Below are 23448 nucleotides of genomic sequence, written 5' to 3'. Positions count from 1 at the left end.
TCAACATCTGAACACCTCCTGTCCTTCGGGACTCAGGATGAGAAAGAATCATAATAATAGTATCCTTTCTCCGTGTCCACTAAATCGGGGGAACTTCATCTTAATCCCTTATTCATCAGGGAGAGGTTTCTAACCCCATGCAATGGATCAATTCAAGCAAGAACAACACAATCGTCTTAATCCCTTATTCATCAGGGAGAGGTTTCTAACAATGTAATATAGACGTTTATATATCTCGTAATTGGGAAATTAATGTCTTAATCCCTTATTCATCAGGGAGAGGTTTCTAACCGCGATGAGGCGGTGGCGTTATTGATAGAAGTTGTGAACGCGTCTTAATCCCTTATTCATCAGGGAGAGGTTTCTAACAAGGAGAATTAAAGTGAGTACTAGATGCCAAATCGGATTGTCTTAATCCCTTATTCATCAGGGAGAGGTTTCTAACTAAGCCTCATATAAATGATTATATTATATTGCCTTATCATCATAATTCTGTAAACCGCTGAATTTGCCGTCTTCCAATCGCTTTCCCGCTATGCTATAATTAATGTATTTAATTGTCAAAGAACAGGATATAAAAACTGTGAATCTGCGCACTTTTACAGCCGTTCGCAGGTTTCCAAATGCCTATATAACAATAACATCAGGATCATCAAACGGCTTGACCCCGATTCCAAGAACAATGGTTCTCTGCCGACACCCCTCACATAATATATAAATACGTATGGAATCGCCATCACCCAGAATAACCTGTTTTTCCAGTCGATTCAGACATTTATTCCATATTTTAACATCCAGATTGGGCAATTCAAAAACAGATTCCTGAACACGGTCTCCGTAATCATCGAGGATTTTCGAGGTTTTAAGACGCGTCTTATTATCCGCAATATCGTAAGTCACAATATAGTGCATAGCGCTACCCTGCCTTAAAAAGATAATATTCCGGAAAGGCGGTTCTGTTCATAAAATAATAGCGCAATGAATTTATCTGCTTTTCCAGGCTATCGCGGAATTCTATCCTGGTCAGGTATTTCTCCCAGTTAATAAAGAATTTCTTAAGGGCCTGATTATTTAATCGGCATCCTTCCTGCACTGTCATTTGGAAATCCTCGTTCTTAAAAATACCGAGATTGAAAACGCGGTTGACAAAGCGATCGACCACCGGGGCACGGAAAATTTCGAGGAGATCCAGAGCCAACGATGGGCGGCCATAATAAATTTTATGATAAATCCCGAGGTAGGGATCGAAACCGCAGCCATCAAGCGACGATTGAATAATGGAATTCAAGAGGACATATCCAAATGAAAGCAGGGCGTTGACCGGGTCGCGGGGCGGCCGTTTCGTGCGGCCCGCAAAACCGGATGTTGTCTTGAGACTCTTGCCGAAACCGCCGAAATAAACCCGCGCGGCCGAGCCCTCAATCCCATTTAGTTCCGATAACGAGCCAGCGGCATCAACCAGACCGTAAAACCTGCTCAGCTCTGCGGTCTCAGCCGATAGAACCAATTGGCGGTTGTTGTAACTAAACTGCTTCAGGACTTCTCGAGAGTTTTCTATTTTTGTTTTTACCAGTAATTTAGCCTGATTTAAAAGTATTTGGCCATCGGCCAGCATTAAATATTGATTTTGTCTGAGATGCACATTTTTGCCCATTGGCGGAGTCAACTGCCCATAAAGTTTCCCGGATTCAGAAAGCAAAGCCATTTCTATACCGTTTTCCAGAAGAAGCCGGGCAACCTGCGTCGTAAATTGTATATTACCATATATGAGAACCGCTTCCAGTCGATTCACTTCAACTTCGGCCAGTTGGCTGCCGTCTTTTTCCACGATTATCCGTTTTCCGGTTTTTCGGAGTACTGCTCCCTGCTCCACTACATAAAGTACCGACATGGTATCTCCGCCTATTCAATCACACAAGCAATAGGCAAACAAAAACAATTTTGCACGACACGGTTGTCACCCGGTGCGATTCCCTCAACCAGTCTTCCATAATAATCCCTGACCCCGTCATCGGTCCTGAAAACTGCCCCCGGTTCCATCTGAAGGAGCGGCCGTTTGAAAGGATTGCGCCCGGCGCCTTCTCCGATCTTGCCGTATTTCGTGCGCAGTCTGTATCGGGCGTCGGGCGGATCGTCATTTGCCGGCACCATGGACGACAAGCTGACAAAGCCATTGGCATCCTTCAAAATCTTGAACTCTTCGAACGGTTTATATTCTACCACTTCGAATTTTCCCATTCCAATCGATTTATCGCGCCCAAAACCACTTTTCGAGCAGGCTTCAACAAGCGCCATAACTTTATCAATCCATCCCTCATCACATCTTATGTAAATATCAATAATTGAGTCTTCTGTATCCAGCAAAGAAAAATCGGTAGAATATAGCGCTCCTTCATGGCCGGTCGTGAACTTGATGCGGTCAAGCGATGCATGGAGGGTTGACCCTGTTATCCATGGGCTGTCATCAAATGCCTGATCACAGGGCATTTGTCCGCGACATATCTGAAGAAAATCATCGCTTCCAACAAAAGGGGCCTTCTTCTTGTGTTTGAATTCGACATATTCTTCGAGTGTCCCTGTTGTTGTAAATTCGATATTCAAAAGCGGGCGCGGAAGGCGATTAGCAGGAAATGCATCGGAAAGGACAAAGGGTGCGCGCCCATTCCTGAAGGGTTCAAGGAACTGGTCGATGCCGATATCGATCACCCCATAAGCGACCTGCCAGCAGAGATGGCCGAAAATAGTATCGGAATGCCAAGGAGTCCCGACCGGGGATAACAGCCTGATTTTAAGTAGATAATCCTGCATCATAACTTCATGGTTCTCAGGTATTCACTGATTGGTCTGCCGTCGGCACTGGTAAACTTCACTTTTCCGTAACCCCGGGATCCATTGCCGCCAAGGTAGTCTTTTTCCAGCAAATCAAAAGCGTCGGCAAAATAATTCAGATACTCCTTGATACTTGGAACATCCACGTCAAAAATCCGCATCGAGATGGAAAAATCAAATATTGAGCCCTCGGGGATTCTTTCCTGTTGTCTTAGGGCTCGCTGGGCGGCTTTTCCTTCTTTCCTGTCCATCTGGATTTCGGTCTTGATCTCGGCATAGGATCCGGGAAGTGCTTCTTCCAGCAATTCTCTTGTTTTTTCACTCATTTGCGCGTCCCTGAAAATAAGGCGGGTGGGCTGTGAACTTTCCCGCGGATCACCTCTCCCGAATAATATGCATATTTTGCAATTACCGCAGTCGCATGGTCTTCCGGATTGCTGGCTTCTTGGGCTGTCTTTTATTTCCAAAAGGGATATTAACTTACCTTTTAGAGACGAACCGGGTATATACGGCAGGCGATTAACCGGGTGCCGTATAATGGGCTTATCGGTTTCGCCAATACCGATGGTTTCTTTGGTCCCGCCAATTTTCAGGCCGGCCAGACATGTTATCTGGCCCTCTATTTCGAGATATCTTTCAAGTTGCATTGCAACCTCCTACTTTTGTTTCATTCTGGCAACAATGGCCGTCAGATAATCTGCAAATCCCAGGAATTCTTTTTTGTCTTTGACAACCAAATCTGTGTGGATTTCTACAAAAATTCGAAAAATCTCCGGTATCACGTCACGTTTGGATTGATATTCGACCTGCGTAACGAATTTAAGAAAATTCTCGCGGATAAAACCGGACGGAAGGTCTCGATCCGTCTTAAGTTTCATTTTTATTGAATTTACCGAGTTAAATAGGTTCCGGATTGATGCCTGAGTCATTCTCTCTCTTTGCAATATCTCAGACATAGCCTCGGCAGCTTCAATATTGACTTCCCTTTTTAGATATCCGTCAGGTTCATAGAAACTGTCCTTAAAAACGCAGTGAGAAGGCAAACCCGGTCTTTCGCGCGACTGGGGAGCATAGCCCCGTTGTCTGCCTGTTGAGGGTTTGCACTTCAGGCAATACTCATAGTCGCCCAGCGTATTTCCCCCACATACTTTGCATTTTCCCATATTGGTTCCCCTATCTAATTTTATTAATCACATATTGACAGATAAATGACAAGAGTGGCGAATCTTTGTATTCCGGATTAGTATAAGCGTGCGCCCATGCTTTGGCCTGTCGCTGAATATCTTCTCTCTCCTGCCAGTTTCGTTTCAAATCATAAATCATCTGCGGAATTACCCGCAAAAGAGTAGTGTTACCACTTTGCCTGAAATCATCAAGTTGAGAAGCATAGTGCAACAATCGGTAGATTTTTGCACTGTTAATCACGCCATTATTATACCAGCCGATAAGATTTTCGGCCTGACTCAAGGCATCTTCAAACTGCCCCCATTTCAGGGTTGTGGAAAAGGCGGTAATAGAATCCTTACCAGCTAATTTTTTTGAAGCGGATAGGCTTCTGTTGGCCATCTCCAACCCGCTCAACAAAGGGGTGTGGTGTCCGGCCAAGGCGATCCCCGCCGAAAGCCCCCATGAGTTGTTGTTGCAGGTAAATTCCTTGAATTTCGAATGGAGATCCGATGCGAGGGCGAAGATCTTGTCCCATGGTCCTATGAATAGCAAATCATCCCCTCCTGAAAACACTGTATAAGTATGGGGATAATCATTCTTAAGAAAATAATAAATAAACCCCGAGAAAAAATATTCCAATGACCGACTCAAGGTGGCCAAACGCGATATGGACTTTCTGTCAGAATTATTCCCGCTATCGGCGAGACCGCGAGCAAAGATATAACCCAGATTATCAATGTCGGCCTTTAGATAGCCCAGTTGCTTATTTCCATTGGATTGCCCCGCGATCTTCTCAAAATCGAGGATACTGCCATCTTCTGTCAGCGGGACATAATTGTTTTTCAGGATTGAAAAAAATGGGGTATCAAATTTCTGCCTTATTTCGCCTTTGAATTCAATAACGATGTCGGCCGACCTCTCATTTTCCGAGATTTTACTCCTCAAATCAAAGCTTGTATCAAACGGCAGTTTATATTTTAGATCAGGTTGAAAACTAAATGACTGAAAATTTGAACGAGCAAAATCTGAACCGATTTCCCTATCATTATCGCAATCCGCACATAAAGATCTTTCATTCTCTGCTATCTTAGATTGGCATGACCGGCATAAGTCCTCATAGCGGCCCTCAAAAATCGGTCCCAACCATTTTGTTTCCTCCCACCCCTGCGGGTTTTTCAATTGAATAAGTCCACGCAAGCTTGAGTCCAATAAAGAGTCGTTCAACCGAGTTAATGTCCCGGGAAAATCTTTGATGTCGGATTTCGAAGCCTCGATCCATTCCAGATTAAACCTTAATTCGCCAAAATACTCATTCAGAATCCATTCGTGTAAAGCCTGTTTTGTTTGTGTTAACGCCCGTATAGTCTTATCGTTATTTGGTAATAATAAGAGAAATTTGCCACCAGCGGACAAAACCATATGGCTCAATGCCAGATTTAATTTATGGAGAATTGTGAAAGCCGCTGAATCAGATAAGGTATTGACCTTAAAAGACCGGCCCCTTATTGCCTTAGCAAGTTGGCCCGACCCGGGTTTCGGGTTAAAAATATATTTTTGAATTCCACCAAATTCCCCGGCCGCAAGAACAAATGGTTCTTTGGACGCCTCTGCGAGGTATAAACATCCGGCAATTGCCGAGGTCGTCTTCATATGATCAAATAGGGAGATATCGGGTATTTCGACATTTGTAGCTGAAGGAACCGCCCAAAGGTATTTTTCCAATATTGATAGAAGTGTATTGGTGTATTTTATGGGGTCTTTTATGCTGGCACCCGAGATTGTCTCGATCAGTCCATTCCAGATTTCCATATAAGAATCTTGAAGACCCTTGCTTTCATTGAGCCTGAAGGGGAAAATGGAATTACTGGAGTATTTCCCTAACGGTAAAATGTAGTCATCCGAATTGCCTACGCTATTTTTGATATTGATGTAATTCGCGACCGGTCTTAAGGGAACCGCTCGAAAATCACCCGGGATATCGGCGACTTCCAGGGCTTCTCGCTCCAATGCTGAGGAAAGCCTGTCTGCGGTAGTTATTATTTCCTGATTTTTGTCTGCTGGTCTATGGTGATAAGAAGCCAAATTGGCTATTTCTGCATAGGAAAAGGAATCAGGCAGAAATTCCTTAATTTGCTCAAAAAACTCATTTGTATAAAGTACATGAAGATGAGACCTATACCCTTTTTTATCCTGTGGACAAATATACTCTTTTAGGCTCAAGGATTGTTTTGAAAGCCCACTGCCACTGGAAAATGACCTCTGGCCGACTTTGCCAATATCATGTAATAAAGCCCCCAGTAAAATTTGATTATACATACTGTTACGTCTCCCGGGTTCCCGCCAAACAAAGACGAATCTACATTTAGATAATTAGGACATTTTACATATTGTTTTTCACAGTCTACAATATGTGTTTAGATCATACCGACTTTGGATCTAAGTAATTTAATTTAAGCCAATTTCAGTGGTTGTCAACATTTCTGTAGAAAAAAAGGCGTGGCGGTAGGTATTTTATTCGATTTTAAAACCAATATTATTCTGTTTGAAACAGACTCCCAGCTGTCCAGAGTTTGAAATGTACTTTAGAACAAGATATATTGACCTAAAGGATCAAGGCTTTCGATCTGATTGGCGTTACAAACATGCCGCCCAATGGGGGATGGGTATAACGACCGATACCCCTGCCGATCTGATAGATATGCGCCGTCTGTCAACTTTTATAAATTTTTCATAAAAAGGTAGACTGGGAAAGCCTCGACTGACTCGGCCTATAACTGCAGTATGTTTTGTGGGGTATCTATAAAAAAGGTTTCCGTGCCAGATTAGGCATTAATTTAATCCTCCTATATAATGATCTCCCTCCATTGGCGTTTGCGGCGGATACCACAGCTCTCACCCAAGAGCCCTGATATCTCAGGATTGCTTGAATAAGTATTCCCTTAATCCTTGACACAGCGAACCGAAAAGCCGTATCGCTTACTTTTATCGAGGCTGTGATAGCGGCAGACTGCTGACGACCATCCGCAATACAGTCGTCGATACCATGCGTCGATACTATCGTACTCTGTAGAAGACCAAAAGAGGGCATCGTAGGTCATGCCGACGCATGGCCCATCATGGCTGTCAAGGTAACCGCCAGGAAGTGCGGTAAAACCGCTTTCATTAGTAGCGCCCATGTTCATACACCAATGCGTTGTGCCAGTATCTTTTAGCTTGTTGCCTTCATCAGTTCCACGACAATCTTCGGCATCGGCTTCTGCCTGACTCAAACCAAGATATATTTCCAATTGTTTCCACTCATCATCACTGGGAACATGCCAGCCTGCAGGCGCTATATTACGACTGTCATCGACAGCATACCAGTTATACAATCTCCCATAAACAGCAACATTGGCTATATCGTTATCATATTCGCAATAGGCTCCAGTCGTCAGCCAACCCCATGCAGCACCATCGGTGATATTGGGAATGGAGTCGCCATTGCGATAATGGGTCACTTTAAGGTTCTCAGCCATCCACCATTGATCACCGATTTTGACCGTCGGATAAGTATTGTCATCTATGTCCGTTACCGTTCCCGTTGTCTCTCCGCAGTCCGGCCCAGGACCACCTTTATAAATGTAATTGATTAGATAAGTTACATCGAGAATGTTGATGGAGCCGGAATTGTTGACATCCCCGCAGTTGCCTGCAAATGATACTGCAGGAATGGTTAAAATGATAGTGCCCAAAAGTGCCGTTAATGCTCGTTTCATGATTTTACCCCCCGATTGATTTTGGTCAGAGCCAACAAGGCCTATATCTTTAATATTATGCTAAAATGTAAAAATATATTTTCCAAGTCTTCTTTGCTCACCCACACCCCACCATTGGCACTGGGCCGGATTTGTAGAGATAGTTTATTAAGTAAGTCACATCCAAGATATTAGTCGAGCAGGAGCCGTTGATGTCGCCCATGACTGCCGGGTAGGGGGCGTTGCCGCCTTTGTAAAGGTAGCTGATTAGGAATGTTGCATCGAGAATGTTAACACTGTTGTCGCCGTTGGCATCACCCAGCATCCAGGTGCGGAAATCGGGCCGGTTGGCGCTGTAGATGAATCTCCCGGTATTATCGGTCGCTTTGACCTTCCACCAGTAACGGGTGCCGAAACTGAGGCTGTCATCAGGGGTCAGAGTATATTCAGTGGCCCAGATGCTGTCGATGGTATTGACAAAGTTGAAATTGCTGTCGAGGGCGATACAAAGAGTGTAGTAGACCGAATCGAGCGGGTCATATTCCTGTGACGGCACCCACCAAAAATTGGTCAGCATATCGACAATATGTGTATATCCGGTATCCGGGGGATAATTTGCCTGAAAAGCGGACGGCGCCTCCTCGACGGCATTGACCCAGAAAGTCTGCGATTCGCTCCATTCGGAATATTCATACTGGTCGAAAGCCCGGGCACTCCAGAAATAGTGCCAGTTTTCGTTGAGTGGCTCAGTCACCTGCCAACCAGTTGAGTCGGTGCCCTCAGTAATACCGTCTTCGTATATCGGATCAGGCTCCCCAAAGGTGGTATCATTGGCAACAACAAACTCATAGGTCAGGGTGTCATCGGTTTCGGCATCGGTGGAGTTCTGGAGATAGAGGAAGGGTTGGACATCGGTCACAATAACGTCAGCAATCGGACTTGAAAGAACCGGAATTGACGGAACGCTGTTCATGTGGAAAGAAGTGTAATACCAACTGGACCACACCTCACCATTATGGACACGTAATCTCAAATAGTATGTTGCCCCGTCAATTAATGGGGAGCCGTTATAGACGACAAATGTATCTGAAGATTGAACCGGGGCCGGGTTCCACATCTCGGCATAGGTCCAGTCATTATCATCCCCGACGGCAATTTCATACTTGGTTTGAGCCTTCGACTCAAGCGGATCGGTATAGACCCATTCAATTAATGGGGCATTATTTATGACATGGGTCGGCTCGGTCTGCCCATCAATTATAACTTGCTGAATAACAGGATCGGAATCATAGACTGTTATTTCGACCGTTTCACTATCGGCCAACTCGCCGTCATTTACTATAAATAGAATATTATAGACACCAGCCTGATCTATATCAGGATCAAAAGTAAACAACCCATTACCATTGCCGCTGTCGATAAAATCAGAATTTTCCGGTGGATTTTCCACAGATAGATAAAGAGTCATATTGTCAACATCCGAAGAATACATAACAAACTCAAGATGATTGCCTTCATAGACAACCTGCGGGTCAATTGGTATTATTACAGGCGGATCATTAACTGGTATTACATCGATTAGAACTTCCAGAGTATCTGAATTGTAACCGTCTGATACCGTGACCATAAAACTCGTATCACCAATTCCCTCAGTTGGTATTCCATATATAGAATCTGCATCCGGTATTAACCATGATGGATAATCATAAAATGTAATTATCGTATCGGGTCCGTCCGGATCGAAATACGCTACTCTATAAACCAGCAAAGAATCCTCATAGACTTCGACTTCCGGGCTCGAGACTATCTCAGGAATAAAGTTAATACAGCCGATATCAAGCGCTCCAATTAGTGTCCCGCAATTATTATTATCCGGGGCGCAAGGAGAAGATGAGTAAATATTATAATTACCGGTATCAGGATAGCAGAATAACGGATTGAGGAAAAGGTCGTTCAACCCCGGAACAGTGGTAGATGCAATCAGATCGACATCGATTAAATTATAGTCATTATTTCCCTTGTTGCCATAAAGATCATTACAATCGACATTTAGCGTGCACAGACTGGCCCAAACAGCATGACTGCCGTCATATAAGGCGGAATCATAGGGGAAATTAAAGGCGACAATATTGTTATGAAGATACCCATTGACCTTTCTGACCTGAATCCCGGCCCCCTGGCTTCCATTGACATTATTTACAATAGTATTTTTTGTTACATAGATCCACCTGTACCAATACTCGAAGGCATCGATATATAAACCGCCGCAGTTGTTATTGCTTTGGTTATTCTCAATAATATTACCCATGACGACCCCGCCTGCCGGATCGCTTATCATGACCCCACCGCCGTCGGTATTCGATGAATTATCGTGAATGTGACAGTTTATTATTTTGCAGTATGACCAGTCTCTGTATGAAAGACCATCGCCGTTGCCTGTATCGGGGGCATTATTGCCGTATATCTCGCAGTTTTCAATAATTGATAGTGAGTAAACAGACAAGAGACCACCGCCATATTCTCCATAGACCGCATCATCGGTTGGATTACCTCCGGTTATACTGAAACCATTGATTCTGACCGTGTCCGTGGCATAATCAAGCGTTATTACCCGGTGACCGGGCGTTCCGGATAAAATAGTCGCGTCACTGCCATCCGAAGATGACAGAGTAATTCCCTTTTTTATGACTATATGCTCAGGGTAGGTCCCCGCCATTACCATAACGGTATCGCCTTTTACCGCATCATTGACGGCTCTTTGAACGGTCATGAAAGGCTTTTCATAGCTTCCAATACCAGTTGAATCACTTCCGGCAATCGATACATAGTACGTCTTGTAAATTTCACCGCAACCAACCGGGAACGCTCCAATAAGGGTGCTGCAACTGTTATTTTCAGGCGCACAAGGCGAATTGGAAGCTATGAATAATGAATCCGAAGTAATATCGCAAAACCGCGGATCACGAGAGATATTACCATTGAGCCCGATTTGATCATGGATTCCAATGAAATCAATCTCATTATTATAGAAATCGTTGCAGGAAATCACATAAATAGAAGGCAGATCTGGTATCGTATCACCACGGATAGCATATTTGTCATTATCATAAAATATGCAGTCTGTAACTCTGTGTAAGGAATTATATAGATTTTTGCAATAAATAGCCCCACTATCATTCGCTATGAATGAGCAATTATAAATTTTAGCACCCCAGAAAGAAGCCTGATTCATTAATATTGGATTACTATTTCGCGCATAGATGCAACTATCCATCTGAAAGTAATAATGATTGTCTGGACTTTCGTAGCCCCGTATACCTCCATAATTATCCATAATAATGCATTTATTGATATATAATCCTGGATCATCTTCGCTCAGAGACCCCAGATTAGCAATGTCACCAAAGTTATTAATAATGCGGGAATTTGTTATTTCAGTTACCACATAGCTTCCCATCCTAATAACAGCATTACTATGCCCAAAGAAATCACAATTTGTAGCAATTGCCGAACCATAGATGGCAGTCTCATTTCCATTAAATATGGTATTTGAAATATATGCCTCTCCCAAATTGCCTCGAAAGGGCCTATAAAATGCTATGGAGTTATTACTAAACTGGTTTCCTGATAAATTTGCTGATTCCAATATATCAAGAGCAATATTGATGTTATTCTCAAAGATGCAGCTATCTAATTCACCATTTATTAATTTTAGGCCTGACTCATTATTAGAAAACAAACAATTGCTTAGCTGCCATATGATTCCAATAGAAGATTCTGCCTTAATACCCCATTCAGAGCATTGGTTAAAAGCCGAGTTTGAGATAATTAGCTGCTCCGGTATCAACCAATATTCGTTATAAAATATAATTCCATTTACGGCTCTAATAATTGATAAATTCTCTATATTGATAGGGCCGGTAATTTCCAAATCTGCAGTCATTTTCAAGCCATCGAGACCGCTATTTTCGACGTCGATAATGACGCTATCCGGCCCGCCTTCACCAATAATAGAAATGGCCTTGTTTTTCATTACTAAGTTACGATTCCCCGGACCAATATATGTCCCATTCATAATAAAGACAGTATCGCCGCTTGTTGCCAAATCAATACCCTTTTGAATGGTGGCATACGGAAATTCCAGGCTGCCATCGCCTGTTTCATCATTTCCTAAAATCGAAACGTACCATAGTGGGCCCGAATAGGCTTGGTTATAATATAAGGCTCCGATGTCATTTCTTGTGCCATCCGGGTCATTATATTGTGGATCGGGATCACCCGCATCAATACAAGGAGATAATTCCTGAAGCGCGCAAGTATTGTCGGGAAGAGCAACAAACAAAGGATCAGCTGAGATTCCGTTAGGTCCCGGATTGTTGGCAGAGCCATTGCTCCAAACATCATTGTAATCATATGTGGCAGTCACCGGCGAAAGCCCTTCATTTGTATTTTTTACTATTATATTGTTCCTGACATCAATACCGGAACCATTTAATAGTGTAACTCCCCTTGTGTTATTATGAATTGTGTTATTATGAATTAAGCTATTTGTCCCATTTATATAAAGTCCCGAGACATAGCCTCCACCATAATTTCCGTAAATTGTATTATGGTGTATATTTTTATTGCTTGTTGCCCCAATAAATCCGATTGAGACGCCATTCGCTGCAGCATTGTTATAAATAACATTATGGGCTATTTCCAACGCCTGTGAGCCCTGCCCTCCGACCCCACCGCCCGTGGAACCTCCAACATTGTTGTGAATCAAGTTATTTCTAAGAATCCCACCTGAATTTTGATACCAAATGCCTGCTCCATCGCCCCCATAATTACAATTACAAATTTCGCAGTTCTGGATTTTTGGAGATGAAGAATTACAGTAAATACCATATCCATTTTCGGAATTTCTAATAGTAAACCCCTCTATAACGCAATTGGTATCTTCATTGGAGATAAATGATGCAATGTGATAATTAGGATCGTTCGGTTCTATAAATGTTACTTCTCTGCCTCCGCTTGAGGTGAGGACTATCTTTTTTCCCATAAAGTTTAAATTCCGGACATAAGTACCCGGCGCAACCAAAACAATATCTCCGTTGACCGCGGCATCAATCCCCGCCTGAATTGTCGGCTGATCGCTGGGGACATTGATTGTGGTGGCCGAAAGGACGCCAAAAAAACAAACCGATAGGCCTATTGCCCAAATAAGGACTATAACAATTTTCATTTTATTTCCCTCCGACAGGAAGACCTTAAGACTTAGTTTGATGCCGACTCCCAGCTGTCCAGTCTGTTGAAATATAATGGATAGGCTGATCTTGTCAAGAGTGGAGATTTAACAGGGTAGCATTTATCCTCTATCCCTGTTATTTTCAAGAGTAAATTCAGTCCTGAATCCTGTTGACATCGCAACTATCTGTATGATTAGAAAATGAACAATATGTTACCGATAATTAATCGTCTCAGGGATAGTGCTTGACTTCAAATATTAAATCTGATTATCATTCATTATACCCCCCGAAAAAAATTCAAAAATTGATCGCATGCTGCTGTAAGACTATTGGCGATAATTGGTTATGGATGGTTTTAAAAAAATAAAAAAGTGGTATGAAAAAGTCTCAAACTTGAGTTATCTTGGACAATAGATATATTGGCTATAAATAAAGGCCGGAGACAGCTTGGAGGCAATCCTCCGGCCCCACAATGTAACATTGTAAGAGGACGTGTGCCCTCAATGTTAATGAAATATTACACAATGACCTTGTCAAGCCCTTTTGGCAAGAAAAGCGGCTTTCACTCAGCAAAAAAATCCAATATAGCCTTATTCACGAATGGGGATGGGGGTAACGACTGTCGCCCTCCTTTCTCGAAAATGATAGGCCGGGAGCGCACATAAGTGCACATATATAAAAAAAGAGAAATGATATGACCAGAGATCAAAAAATAGGCACTAAAATAAATGGATGACGCCATCGAACATATCTGGGACGAAGACGACCGCATGTTGACAGCTGAGGACCTGGAAGACGACTGCCCATGCGCTGGAGAAAGTCGACCACTTATAGAGCCCGGTGAATATGCTGCCATTTGCTTCAAGACTGACATCACAAATTACAGAGGCGAAAGAAAGCTCCTGATCCAATTTCGGTTGTGTGGTGGCAAGCATGATGGCTTTGAATTATTTCTGCCCTGCCCCTATCCAAAAGGAGCAAGAGGTTATCGGACAAAGTATTATCAAAACTGGGCGATTGCCAACGGTGCACCTCCCGAAAATGGTCAACGAATGGTCAGGTCTGTTTTCACAAACAGGAAATTCAGAATATTGGTGGGTGACTCGGAGAGAAGATTCGAAGACCGCAAGCTGATGCCTGAATTTCTTCAATACTCAATTGTCAAATCAATCTTGGGGAATATTAAAGATGATGATTCACATTAAAGCGATGCCGAAAATTTCTAAGACCTTTGATTTCTGTTTTAAATCAAGATTTGGTTCTATTTATCTTCCTGCTTTTTCCTCTTTACTAACTACTCTTTTCTTATTTCTTATTACTTCTTACCTACTACCTGGTTTTGATGATTGTATCTTGTTAGGGAATTATAGCTTACAAGAAAATTCACGACTCAAAAATTTCGATAAATCACAGCCTTTTGAGGCAAACCAATTCCTGGCAATGCGAACAAACTTAAAATACGGGGGGATAAAAAATAAAAATGTATGAAAATCCGAATGCACCGAATCCAATAAACCTTAAAGAACAATACGGTGACAGGTTCAAGATTGACCTCGACGAAGCGGCCGATTGCGAAGGTGAAAGCAGGAAAGATCCCTGGTATTACCTGATTCCCTGTAAATACGGTGACATCTACCCCTTCTCGGACAGACGGCTGGCTTTCCTGTGTAACGGCGCAGGGATTCGAAGCCGCCTTCACAAGGAACAGCCGGAGATCGAGGTTCATAACTGGAGCGACAACGGTGAGGCCATCTTCATATTCGACCCGGAGCAGTTTCATATCATCGCAGAATACGCCAAACCAAGACGAAAACGAAAAGTCAGCCAAAAGGAGCGTCAGAGACTGGTTGAGATGTCCCGCAATCATAGTCCTTTTGCTTCTATAAATGGCAGTAAAACGGGTCAAGAATCGACGAACGAGGGTCAACCGGTATCAAACTGCCCCCCGGTCAAAAACAAGCGCTCAGAAAGCTGTGAATTGAAATGAAGGATTGGGGAATGATACTTGAAATAACAAAAGATTGGCTCGAAACAGGGGGCTCAAAACCAGCCAATTTCGGCCATTTCCGACATTTTGCAAGCTCTTTATGGGTGGCAAATACTGAAATCGGCCGTTTTTTTCTTAAGAGGTTATTTCTCAACAAATTAGGCGAAAATACCGACTTTCCGGGATTTCAGGAAACCCTATTGATTTCGAAAAGTCTGGAGTTTGAAATATGGCAGTAGGGCGTGGCGTCTGGTTTAAGAAGCGAACGACGGAATCCTGCTGTCGTTTGGATATGTCATATCTGACCAGCAAATACATCATGGATTGGGACTGGCAGACGACAATGTCCTGGAAAAGTTCGTGGGGCAAGCACAGTTCAGTTGGTCTGGACATCTGCCCGCCGGACCGGATCAGGCTGTATTACACTTCATCCAAAAGCAGCACCGGTGAATCAACGAAGCAAGATTACTCAATTCGTTATGAATCGACCCCCTGCAACTATGGCGGCAAACGGTGGTGGTTCTTCTGCCCTGCTTGCGGCCGACGATGCCGGATACTATATCTGCCATCTGATGAAATCTATTTCGCCTGTCGAGTCTGTCACAACCTTTCTTACGAAAGCCAGCAGGAAGGCAAGTCTCGGTGGTGGGCATTATTCACGGCCATATCCAAACTTCCCGAATGGCAGAAGCAAAGGTGGCGGACCCGCTCCCGGAAAAAACGTGCCCAGCTGGAGAGAAAGATGGGTGCGCTGAATCGAGGCATGCAGAGCATTCTCGACTGGGACCGCAAGAAAAGAAAGAAACGCAAAAAGAAATAACCTGACTTATGGAAAAGCTCCTGACACCGCAAGAAATAGCCGAAGTCCTGGGCGTGCAGCCCTCGACAATCTACCAGTGGACGCACCAGGGGTTTATTCCACATGTCAAAATCGGCAAGTTCGTGCGGTTTAAGGAGAAAGATGTGGAGAAGTGGGTGGAAAAGAAAGCCAATAATGGGAGAGACGGAAGGAAGATAAATGTCAAAATTGTATAAAAATATATTACAATTACTAAGCGACTTGCTGGAGACTTGTGAACAGATATGTGCTCCAAAATCAGGATATATTTACTGAGCAATTTATTTGCTTTATGTAATGATTAAACATATCTTTGTATTATTCTAAAATATTTAATAAAATAATAAAATGTCTATAGACGAACCAAATGATGATCTGACACAATCATTCATTGTCTTGACCAAAAACACGCAGGTCGGACACTACCGGATCATCAAAAAGATCGGCGCTGGTGGGATGGGTGAGGTGTACCTATTTTTGGAGTAGAGGATATATACTCATGATTAATCGAATCTCTCTTCGCCGCGGTGACTGGTTGGTTGGCGTGGCGGTTGCATTGTCGTTGTGTTGTTCGTACTCGGGTGTTCGAGCTGAAGCTCCCATTGTCGGGAGTCAAGTGGCAGGGTACTATCGGATGATGCTGGGGCAGTACGAGGTGACGGCTCTTTCCGACGGGTTTATTGAACTTGAACCGGGTCTGCTGAAGAACACATCGGCGGGCGAAATCAATACGTTGCTCAGACGGATGTTTGCCGACACTGCTAAGATTCATACTGCGGTGAATGCCTATCTGATCAATACTGGCTCGAAGCTGGTGCTGGTGGATGCGGGAGCCGGCAACATATTCGGTCCGGAACTTGGCGGTGTCGTGCCGAACCTCAAAGCTTCAGGATACGACACAACTCGGGTTGACGCTGTGATCATCACCCACATGCATGGTGATCATATCGGAGGTTTGATCGTTAGGGAGGGCAAATCGCCTTATCCAAACGCAACCATCTATGTCGCCAAAGCGGAGAGCGATTTCTGGCTCTCTCCCGCCGAGGCGGAAAAGGCGCCTGCCGAAGAGAAGGTGTTCTTCAAGATGGCTCATGATCTTGCCGATCCGCAGATCGCTGTTGGCAGATGGAAAACCTTCGTGGATGGCGAAGAGCTGTTCCCCGGCATCAATGCGAGACTGATTCCGGGGCACACTCCGGGTCATACGACTATCGAAGTTGGCTCGGCAGGTGAATCGCTGTGGATCACGGGGGATTTGGTGCACTGCATGGCGGTTCAGTTCCCGCGCCCCGATGTTGCCATTGACTTTGATCTTGATCAGAAGCAAGCAGTCACCACGAGGCAGGCGCTGTTCAAACGAGCGGCAGACAAAAGGGTGTTCGTTGCGGGGATGCATCTTCCGTTTCCAGGAATCGGCAGAATACGTGCTGAAGGATCAGGCGGATACGTCTGGGTGCCGATTGAGTTTGGCTCGGTCAAGAGTGCGGCTCTGACTCCTGCGCTCGAATCCACAGCGACGGCAGTTCCGACATCGACTTCTGTTCCCACCACAAGGACCCCCACACCGGTTGCCGCCCCTCGGTTGTCAAAACCGCCCGAAGTGATCTTGGCAATCAACAAACCTGTTAGGAAAACGCCATATCCCGGCAATGTTGTGTACACGTTACCGAAAATGGATGAAGTCCTCCTCGCCAATGAACTGGCCTATCACAACAACCTGAAAGTGGATATCTACTATCCTCCCAACTACAACTTTGAAACTAAACTGCCAATTGTTATCCTGGCACATGGATTTCAAGAAACGGACGAGTTTGACAAAGACATACCTCAACAGATGGACTGGGTGAGACTAATCGCTGCCTCAGGGATGATCGCCATATCGGCTCAAGCTGGAGATGCGCCTGTTGACAACTCGTACCGTGTCTTTGATTTCTTGGCTGCTAATAAAGATTTGCTCGGCCTTGATCTCACACGTATTGGGTTCTGGGCCTGCTCAGGCCAGGGCGCACCAGCGATCAAAGCGCTTCAGGACGAAAAATTGCCCTTTCGGGATGTCTTCAAGGCAGCCGTATTCATGTATTCGGATTTTAAATCTGCCACTCCAAGTGTTTGGCCTAAGACTCTCTCGCTATTCGTGGTGAAGGCCGGGAGCGATCAACTAATCCCCGGCTCAACTATAGACAATTTCGTCGCCCAAGCACGCTCAAGCCAAATAACCACTGAGTACATCGAACTGGCGGATGCGCCTCATGGCTTTGACGTTTTTCAAGATACGCAGGCGAGCAAGGCAACTGTCCGGCAAGCTCTTGAGTTCCTCAAAGGCAGGTTGTTGCCGTGAAACCAAAGCCTAACGATTCAAGGCAACCGGCCAACCGAAGCCTCATCCCCCACGGGAATAGGCCTCGGGATTGATGAGAGTGAAACGGAGAAAAAACGGTCACAACTTGGTCACAATGAGGTGTAAAGCCTTGTCCCACAACGCGAGTCGGGGGTTCGATTCCCCCCACCTGCGACCTTCGGGTTATGAGCCTGTACAGAAGTCCAAACAGTAGAAAGCACCAGACACTAAGAGGCAATAGTAGCAACAACTTAGCTTGAGCCAATTGTCTGGTGTTTTCTCTTATTATCTACTGTTTTGGCTAATTATGTTAGAAAAATGTTAGCTAGGGAGGCATACGGTCACATGCCCTTAAATATGGCCCCCGCTCCGGCTCCTCTTTTCTTCTTGACAATGGGCGAGAGATAATTAATATTCCATATTTGGTTACGCTGGAAACATAACCAATAACGGTTCAAGTCCTGTGTTGAGATTACATATGGGGAAATGGGACGCCAGTGATGCCTGATAGTGAGCCAGAAAATGCTTTTTGTGTCAAATGTGGCAATGAACTTGCTGAGGGCGACAAGTTCTGTGGCAAGTGCGGAACCCCAACACAATCTACTCTAGCAGCTTCCGTACCGAGCCACAGGGGTGACCAGCAGTTGCTTCCATCAATGTATTTCGGTCTCATTCAGCTCTGCTCTGGGGTAGTTATAGTCTCGTTCTTTCTCCCATGGCTTGATCTTGTCCTGGCTAAGCCCAGTGGTTGGGATGTCGTTAGATCGGGGGTCTCGTGGCATGTTCTCCTTGCTGTGACACCTCCAATTGCGGCGTTGGCGGTATCATTTCTCTTAAAACTGCTTTACCGAGATCCAGCAAGGATTAAGACCTACTACACATGGATCGAGATTGTCAGTTCATTCCCGATAGTCGCCTTCGTAGTGATCGTAATCCTAATTGGCAAGAATTTCGGAACGGATAGCTTCAAGGCGATTCTCGAGAATCTTCTCGATTTGGTGAAAGTGGTTGGAATCGGAGGCTGGGGAACAGTACTCGGCTTAATCGGAATTGACATTCTCACAAGTCGACTTTACAAAGAGGGACTTCGCAGCCTCGGGATGCCAAGTGATGATGACATCAGCGAGCCAGGCTTGTTCAATCAGGTTGCAGATGCCATAGTCGAGGGGCGAGAGAGATCCTATGTACTCGGTTCAGCATCGGTTGGTGATCTTCAGAGAATACGAGAGAAGATTAAGCAGGTCATCCCGACGAATCCCGCAAATTGCATTGTATGTGATGACAAGCTGACGGGGGACTGGAAGACGAGCGATGAATGTCGTCAGACTGGATTGTGTCGGGATTGTTTTTCAAGCTATCTATCGAGGTTGTAAAGTGCACAGGGCCACGGAGGGTTCATTATGATGACTAAGTATGCGACAATATCCATTGTTTTAGTACTGGCTCTTCACTCTTTACATTGTGGCGATAACGATAGCAATAAGGCCGAACAGTCCCCCCGTTTAATAACGCCCATCAAAATCGCTGGCAGATATGGATACGTTAATGAAAGAGGCAACATAATCGTACAGCCTGAGTATAAATATACCAGCAGGTTCGAATGTGGATTGGCTGCCGTAGAAACTGAAGGAAAGTGGGGCTTTATTGACATTACCGGCAACGTGGTCATCGAACCCAAATTCAATTCGGTCGGGGGCTTTTCAGGTAATGGTCTGGCCGCTGTTTCGATATTGAAAGAGAATAATGATCAATGGGGCTTCATTGACAGATCAGGCAATACCATTGTCGAACCGCAATACAGATATGCCGGAACTTTCTCTGACGGGCTGGCACCTGTGTGCGTTGGAGAGAAATGGGGTTATATTGATTCACTGGGGAAACTAGTAGTCGACACTATCTTCAAGTATGCAGGCCCATTTCGTGAAGGGCTGGCAAACGTGCAACTTGATGCTGGGTACGGGTACATAAATAGATCTGGCGATGTAGTGATTCGTATTGAGACTCCGTCCACCCAATGTAATGAAGGACTCCTGCCGGTTCGTGTTGGATTCCTTTGGGGATTCATGAATAAACAGGGGGAAGTAGTTATAGATGCGAGCTGGGAGGCTGTCGGATATTACAAGGAAGGGCTCGCTCCAGTAATGCGAAATCTCAAGTGGGGCTATATTGATGGAAACGGTAATACAGTGATTCCGCAGCAATTCGATGGCGCCGGGAACTTCTCCGAAGGTTATGCACCAGTTAATATTGGTGGTAAGTGTTCGCTCCAGTATCTTGCGGCCACAGTATCTGGCGGCAACTGGGGCTATATTGACAGAAGAGGTGAATTCTTTATCAATCCGCAGTTCTCTTACGCATGGCCTTTTGAGAACGGCTTCGCCACAGTGACAATAGGCGGTTGGCCTGCATTGCGCGGTGGTGGTATTCTTGGTGGCAAGAAAGGGTACATTGATAGAACCGGTCGCCTGCGCCTTATTGAGCCGATTATTAGTTATCCATTGGGCGGGAAAGAGTTCAGTTCGCTCTATCCCATCCGGGTTGAGAACAAATGTGGTTACATCGATCAATCTGGAAATGTGGTAATTGAACCACATTTTGCAGGAGCTTATGATTTCAAAAACGGCTTTGCAGTTATAAAACGACCAGACGAGACTTATAACTATATTGATGGAATAGGATTCGAATTCCCCGGCGAGGGATATTTTGAGGCTAGAAATTTTTCTGAAGGGATGGCCGCTGTATCCCCTAAGACGATGGGCCACCGCTTATGGGGTTTTATTGACTGGAGCGGTGACTTGGTCGTCGATTATCGATTTCATGAAGTCCATGATTTCCATGAAGGTCGGGCTCAAGTTAAGATCGGTGATAAGTACGGTTTCATTGATAAAGCGGGTAGACTGATTGGCGAACCGACGTATCATCTAACAGGTGATTTCAGCGAAGGACTGGCGCAAGTGCTAGTGGATACAAAATGGGGTTATATTGATACGACGGGGGCTATGGTTGTACGGCCGCGGTTCAGAGAGGCAGGGAAATTCCACGACGGTAGAGCGTTGGTCTGTATCGGCAGCAAGTATGGTTATATTGACAGAAGCGGGGAAATCATTGACGAATTGAAATACAACTTGGCTTTTGAGTTCTCTGAGGGACTGGCGTGTGTTAGCTTGGGCGAACGGTGGGCATATATCGATACCGCAGGGCGAACAGTGATAGACTGTCAATTCGATGATTGCGGCCCTTTTTCTGAGGGACTGGCAATGATAGAGATCAACGGCAGACGCGGCTTTCTTGACACGACCGGCAAGGTAGTAATCCCGATTGAATTTGATAATTTTCCTACTGAAAAGATGGCGGTATTTACCAATGGACTCGCTTGCGTCAGTAAGAATGAAAAATTCGGATATATCAACCACGACGGAGCTTTCGTCATCCAGCCGATGCTAATTTTCCCCGGTAGAGTCTATGACAGTTTGGTTTACGTCAGAAAGTTGGATACGCAGGGTTATATGGATCGGGGTGGACGATTTGTTTGGAGCGAGCCGGTAGCACAATAATCGGTTGACGTGTTCGCACGGCAGGAGAAGTACTGGTGAAGGAGACAAAAATGAAACAACTACTTACTGTAATGGGCCTTCTGACGGCCATCACTCCCTTCATGCTGATTGGCTGTGGAAGCAGAAGTGTCTCTTCAATCGACGGTAAAGTAATTGATGTCAATGGGTTTCCTCTGGCAAATGTCACGGTGAAGGCCAATCAGATCGAGGCGATCAAGGGTTATGAAGCAGTTCAAGCTGATACCGACAAAGAGGGGGTTTTTACATTGCGGGGAATGTTCCCTCAGTCCAAATATGTTATTACAATTGAGGGAGAAAAATGGATAGCAGCACGATGTGATACAATTGAGAGTGGACCAGCGGAAGAAACCAAATTGCTGACGGTCCCTCTCGCCGTTGATCTGGCTGTAACACGGGAGGGCAGCTTGGTCATCGATCTTGAGACCGGGACCAGCCGCTTTGAGAAGACGACAGAAGGGTATATTGACGACACTGAAACAAATCTCGAATGGTATATCTTTCAGGAAACAATGAACTGGTTTGATGCTTCCTCTTCAATTTCCTCTTTGGGGAATGGCTGGAGGCTTCCAACGCTAAATGAACTGCGGAAACTGTATGTGAAGGGGCTGGGAGTTCATAATATCGATCCGTTGTTCGGCATAAACGACAAGGCACAAGGTTGCACGGTGTGGTCAAATGATCTAACCCGACTTCCATTCGGTCTCAATGTGTCGATCGGTTTCAATTTTGAATGGGGAAAAGAAACACACAGGCCGGGCTCTCGCGCTGGCTTGAATGCCGATCATACCTCTCAGGTCTCTTTCGCTGTCAGAAATTTGGAAGGTCCCGAAATTGAAAGACAGTCGGTTCCAGAAGCATCCAGTCAATCTCCTGAACAAGTTGTTAGAATCAAAACAATCGCGGACCTTGGACCGCCGCCTGCTATTGCGAAAAAACCATCAGTCAATGCCCCAGTTGAGGTAGAAAGAGTGAGCCGAGAATTACCGCTACCTCCAACCGTTGATGTCAAATCTGCTGATCAACTCCAAGAGGATCCAGAAATAAAAATTGATGAAGAGGAGGTACTTCCAAGCCCTGACGAATTCATTCCGGTCGAAATCACGGCCGAAATGATTTATGAACATCCGCCGGAGTATCCTCGTCTGGCACAGACAGCCGGTGTGAAAGCGGTCGTCTGGGTTAAGGCCTTGGTCGATAAGAACGGCAACGTGCGTAACGCTATGGTATTAAAGTCGTCCGGCTCCAAGGCAGGTTTTGATGAAGCGGCATTAAAGGCAGCATATAAATGTAAATTCACGCCTGCCATACAAAATGGGAGGCCGGTTGCCGTTTGGGTAGGATACCAAGTTGAATTTAGTATGTCTGATACAAAATAGGGTCTTGCTATATCGAAATCGGCATTTGCCTGGGATTTTGACAAGTCCGGGCATATTGAGCTACCTTTCGTTCAGTGTTCAGTCATAAATATGGCTGACCAATTAGCCTTTCCCGGCAGTTGAATTCCCTCCTGAATACCCTAGGCTGAAACAGTCAAAATCAAAAATCGCACCATTACAATCCAAAAACAGGAGGTTTTCATGCCTACAAATCTGTATGATGCACACCGGCAGTGGGCTTTACGCCCTCCGGATAAGCAATTTTTATTGACTACGTAAGCTTCCCTGTCAAGTGGACACTTCATAAGTAGAGTTTTTGACAGTTTGTTGTTCACGGAAGACCGTCGGAGGGAGACCGCCCAAGGCGTCATGG

Annotated in this window: 18 protein-coding genes and 1 CRISPR repeat array; of the genes, 10 read left to right on the top strand and 8 right to left on the bottom strand. The window is 44.9% G+C overall.

Going from position 1 to position 23448, the window contains the following annotated elements; genetic code table 11:
* Positions 1-97: 97 nt before the first annotated feature.
* A CRISPR array of direct repeats spans positions 98-445; the repeat unit is 37 nt; unit sequence GTCTTAATCCCTTATTCATCAGGGAGAGGTTTCTAAC.
* A 182-nt stretch (positions 446-627) separates the two neighbouring features.
* The 8 genes from cas2 to CVT49_15765 all read right to left on the bottom strand — a co-directional run bounded on the left by cas2 (position 628) and on the right by CVT49_15765 (position 12957).
* Positions 628-912, bottom strand: coding sequence for a CRISPR-associated endonuclease Cas2 (cas2, locus tag CVT49_15800; protein PKK82048.1), 285 nt, complete (start codon positions 910-912; stop codon positions 628-630).
* A gap of 4 nt (positions 913-916) precedes the next feature.
* Entirely contained in the window at positions 917-1891 is a 975-nt protein-coding gene (gene cas1, locus CVT49_15795) for a CRISPR-associated endonuclease Cas1 (protein ID PKK82047.1), read from the bottom strand.
* 11 nt (positions 1892-1902) lie between these two features.
* Positions 1903-2811 (bottom strand): hypothetical protein, encoded by a 909-nt coding sequence (locus CVT49_15790; protein PKK82046.1) that lies wholly within the window; start codon positions 2809-2811, stop codon positions 1903-1905.
* Positions 2808-3476 carry a type III-A CRISPR-associated RAMP protein Csm3 gene (gene csm3 / locus CVT49_15785; GenBank protein ID PKK82045.1) on the bottom strand — a complete coding sequence of 223 codons (669 nt, stop codon included), beginning with the start codon at positions 3474-3476 and terminating at the stop codon, positions 2808-2810. The genes CVT49_15790 and csm3 overlap by 4 nt, the downstream gene beginning before the upstream one ends.
* 9 nt (positions 3477-3485) lie before the next feature.
* On the bottom strand, positions 3486-3992 hold the full coding sequence (locus CVT49_15780; GenBank protein ID PKK82044.1) for a hypothetical protein: 507 nt from the start codon (positions 3990-3992) through the stop codon (positions 3486-3488).
* Between the two features lie 10 nt (positions 3993-4002).
* On the bottom strand, positions 4003-6312 hold the full coding sequence (gene cas10, locus CVT49_15775; GenBank protein PKK82043.1) for a type III-A CRISPR-associated protein Cas10/Csm1: 2310 nt from the start codon (positions 6310-6312) through the stop codon (positions 4003-4005).
* A 623-nt stretch (positions 6313-6935) separates the two neighbouring features.
* Positions 6936-7751 carry a hypothetical protein gene (locus CVT49_15770; protein ID PKK82042.1) on the bottom strand — a complete coding sequence of 272 codons (816 nt, stop codon included), beginning with the start codon at positions 7749-7751 and terminating at the stop codon, positions 6936-6938.
* 97 nt (positions 7752-7848) lie between these two features.
* A complete protein-coding gene (locus tag CVT49_15765) occupies positions 7849-12957 on the bottom strand; it encodes a hypothetical protein (protein ID PKK82041.1) in 5109 nt (1702 codons plus the stop codon).
* A gap of 732 nt (positions 12958-13689) precedes the next feature.
* Here CVT49_15765 and CVT49_15760 point away from each other — a divergent pair.
* The 10 genes from CVT49_15760 to CVT49_15715 all read left to right on the top strand — a co-directional run bounded on the left by CVT49_15760 (position 13690) and on the right by CVT49_15715 (position 23075).
* A complete protein-coding gene (locus CVT49_15760; protein PKK82040.1) occupies positions 13690-14166 on the top strand; it encodes a hypothetical protein in 477 nt (158 codons plus the stop codon).
* The gene (locus tag CVT49_15755; GenBank protein ID PKK82039.1) at positions 14150-14449 is read left to right on the top strand and encodes a hypothetical protein; all 300 of its coding nucleotides are present in this window, start codon (positions 14150-14152) and stop codon (positions 14447-14449) included. Before CVT49_15760 ends, CVT49_15755 begins: the two co-directional genes overlap by 17 nt.
* Positions 14442-14948: a hypothetical protein gene (locus CVT49_15750; protein ID PKK82038.1), complete on the top strand. Its 507-nt coding sequence runs from the start codon at positions 14442-14444 to the stop codon at positions 14946-14948. Before CVT49_15755 ends, CVT49_15750 begins: the two co-directional genes overlap by 8 nt.
* Positions 14949-14959: 11 nt before the next feature.
* Positions 14960-15187: a hypothetical protein gene (locus CVT49_15745; GenBank protein PKK82037.1), complete on the top strand. Its 228-nt coding sequence runs from the start codon at positions 14960-14962 to the stop codon at positions 15185-15187.
* A gap of 53 nt (positions 15188-15240) precedes the next feature.
* Positions 15241-15768: a hypothetical protein gene (locus CVT49_15740; protein PKK82036.1), complete on the top strand. Its 528-nt coding sequence runs from the start codon at positions 15241-15243 to the stop codon at positions 15766-15768.
* Between the two features lie 8 nt (positions 15769-15776).
* Positions 15777-15983 carry a hypothetical protein gene (locus tag CVT49_15735; GenBank protein PKK82035.1) on the top strand — a complete coding sequence of 69 codons (207 nt, stop codon included), beginning with the start codon at positions 15777-15779 and terminating at the stop codon, positions 15981-15983.
* A 302-nt stretch (positions 15984-16285) separates the two neighbouring features.
* Entirely contained in the window at positions 16286-18124 is a 1839-nt protein-coding gene (locus CVT49_15730; GenBank protein PKK82034.1) for a hypothetical protein, read from the top strand.
* A gap of 500 nt (positions 18125-18624) precedes the next feature.
* Positions 18625-19497, top strand: coding sequence for a hypothetical protein (locus CVT49_15725; GenBank protein ID PKK82033.1), 873 nt, complete (start codon positions 18625-18627; stop codon positions 19495-19497).
* A 27-nt stretch (positions 19498-19524) separates the two neighbouring features.
* Positions 19525-21678 carry a hypothetical protein gene (locus CVT49_15720; protein PKK82032.1) on the top strand — a complete coding sequence of 718 codons (2154 nt, stop codon included), beginning with the start codon at positions 19525-19527 and terminating at the stop codon, positions 21676-21678.
* A gap of 35 nt (positions 21679-21713) precedes the next feature.
* Positions 21714-23075 (top strand): hypothetical protein, encoded by a 1362-nt coding sequence (locus tag CVT49_15715; protein PKK82031.1) that lies wholly within the window; start codon positions 21714-21716, stop codon positions 23073-23075.
* Positions 23076-23448: the final 373 nt, after the last annotated feature.

It is taken from the genome of candidate division Zixibacteria bacterium HGW-Zixibacteria-1 (genome assembly GCA_002838945.1).
Taxonomy (GTDB): Bacteria; Zixibacteria; MSB-5A5; order GN15; family PGXB01; genus PGXB01.
This window is presented reverse-complemented; position numbering and strand designations above follow the sequence as displayed.

Bases quoted from the DNA above. Each gene is read 5' to 3' on its own strand.
- CVT49_15765 (PKK82041.1), bottom strand. From the start codon at position 12,957: ATGAAAATTGTTATAGTCCTTATTTGGGCAATAGGCCTATCGGTTTGT.
- cas10 (PKK82043.1), bottom strand. From the start codon at position 6,312: ATGTATAATCAAATTTTACTGGGGGCTTTATTACATGATATTGGCAAA.
- CVT49_15790 (PKK82046.1), bottom strand. From the start codon at position 2,811: ATGATGCAGGATTATCTACTTAAAATCAGGCTGTTATCCCCGGTCGGG.
- CVT49_15735 (PKK82035.1), top strand. From the start codon at position 15,777: ATGGAAAAGCTCCTGACACCGCAAGAAATAGCCGAAGTCCTGGGCGTG.
- CVT49_15760 (PKK82040.1), top strand. From the start codon at position 13,690: ATGGATGACGCCATCGAACATATCTGGGACGAAGACGACCGCATGTTG.
- CVT49_15725 (PKK82033.1), top strand. From the start codon at position 18,625: ATGCCTGATAGTGAGCCAGAAAATGCTTTTTGTGTCAAATGTGGCAAT.
- CVT49_15745 (PKK82037.1), top strand. From the start codon at position 14,960: ATGATACTTGAAATAACAAAAGATTGGCTCGAAACAGGGGGCTCAAAA.
- CVT49_15755 (PKK82039.1), top strand. From the start codon at position 14,150: ATGATGATTCACATTAAAGCGATGCCGAAAATTTCTAAGACCTTTGAT.
- cas2 (PKK82048.1), bottom strand. From the start codon at position 912: ATGCACTATATTGTGACTTACGATATTGCGGATAATAAGACGCGTCTT.
- CVT49_15750 (PKK82038.1), top strand. From the start codon at position 14,442: ATGTATGAAAATCCGAATGCACCGAATCCAATAAACCTTAAAGAACAA.
- CVT49_15780 (PKK82044.1), bottom strand. From the start codon at position 3,992: ATGGGAAAATGCAAAGTATGTGGGGGAAATACGCTGGGCGACTATGAG.
- CVT49_15730 (PKK82034.1), top strand. From the start codon at position 16,286: ATGATTAATCGAATCTCTCTTCGCCGCGGTGACTGGTTGGTTGGCGTG.
- CVT49_15770 (PKK82042.1), bottom strand. From the start codon at position 7,751: ATGAAACGAGCATTAACGGCACTTTTGGGCACTATCATTTTAACCATT.
- cas1 (PKK82047.1), bottom strand. From the start codon at position 1,891: ATGTCGGTACTTTATGTAGTGGAGCAGGGAGCAGTACTCCGAAAAACC.
- CVT49_15720 (PKK82032.1), top strand. From the start codon at position 19,525: ATGATGACTAAGTATGCGACAATATCCATTGTTTTAGTACTGGCTCTT.
- CVT49_15740 (PKK82036.1), top strand. From the start codon at position 15,241: ATGTCATATCTGACCAGCAAATACATCATGGATTGGGACTGGCAGACG.
- csm3 (PKK82045.1), bottom strand. From the start codon at position 3,476: ATGCAACTTGAAAGATATCTCGAAATAGAGGGCCAGATAACATGTCTG.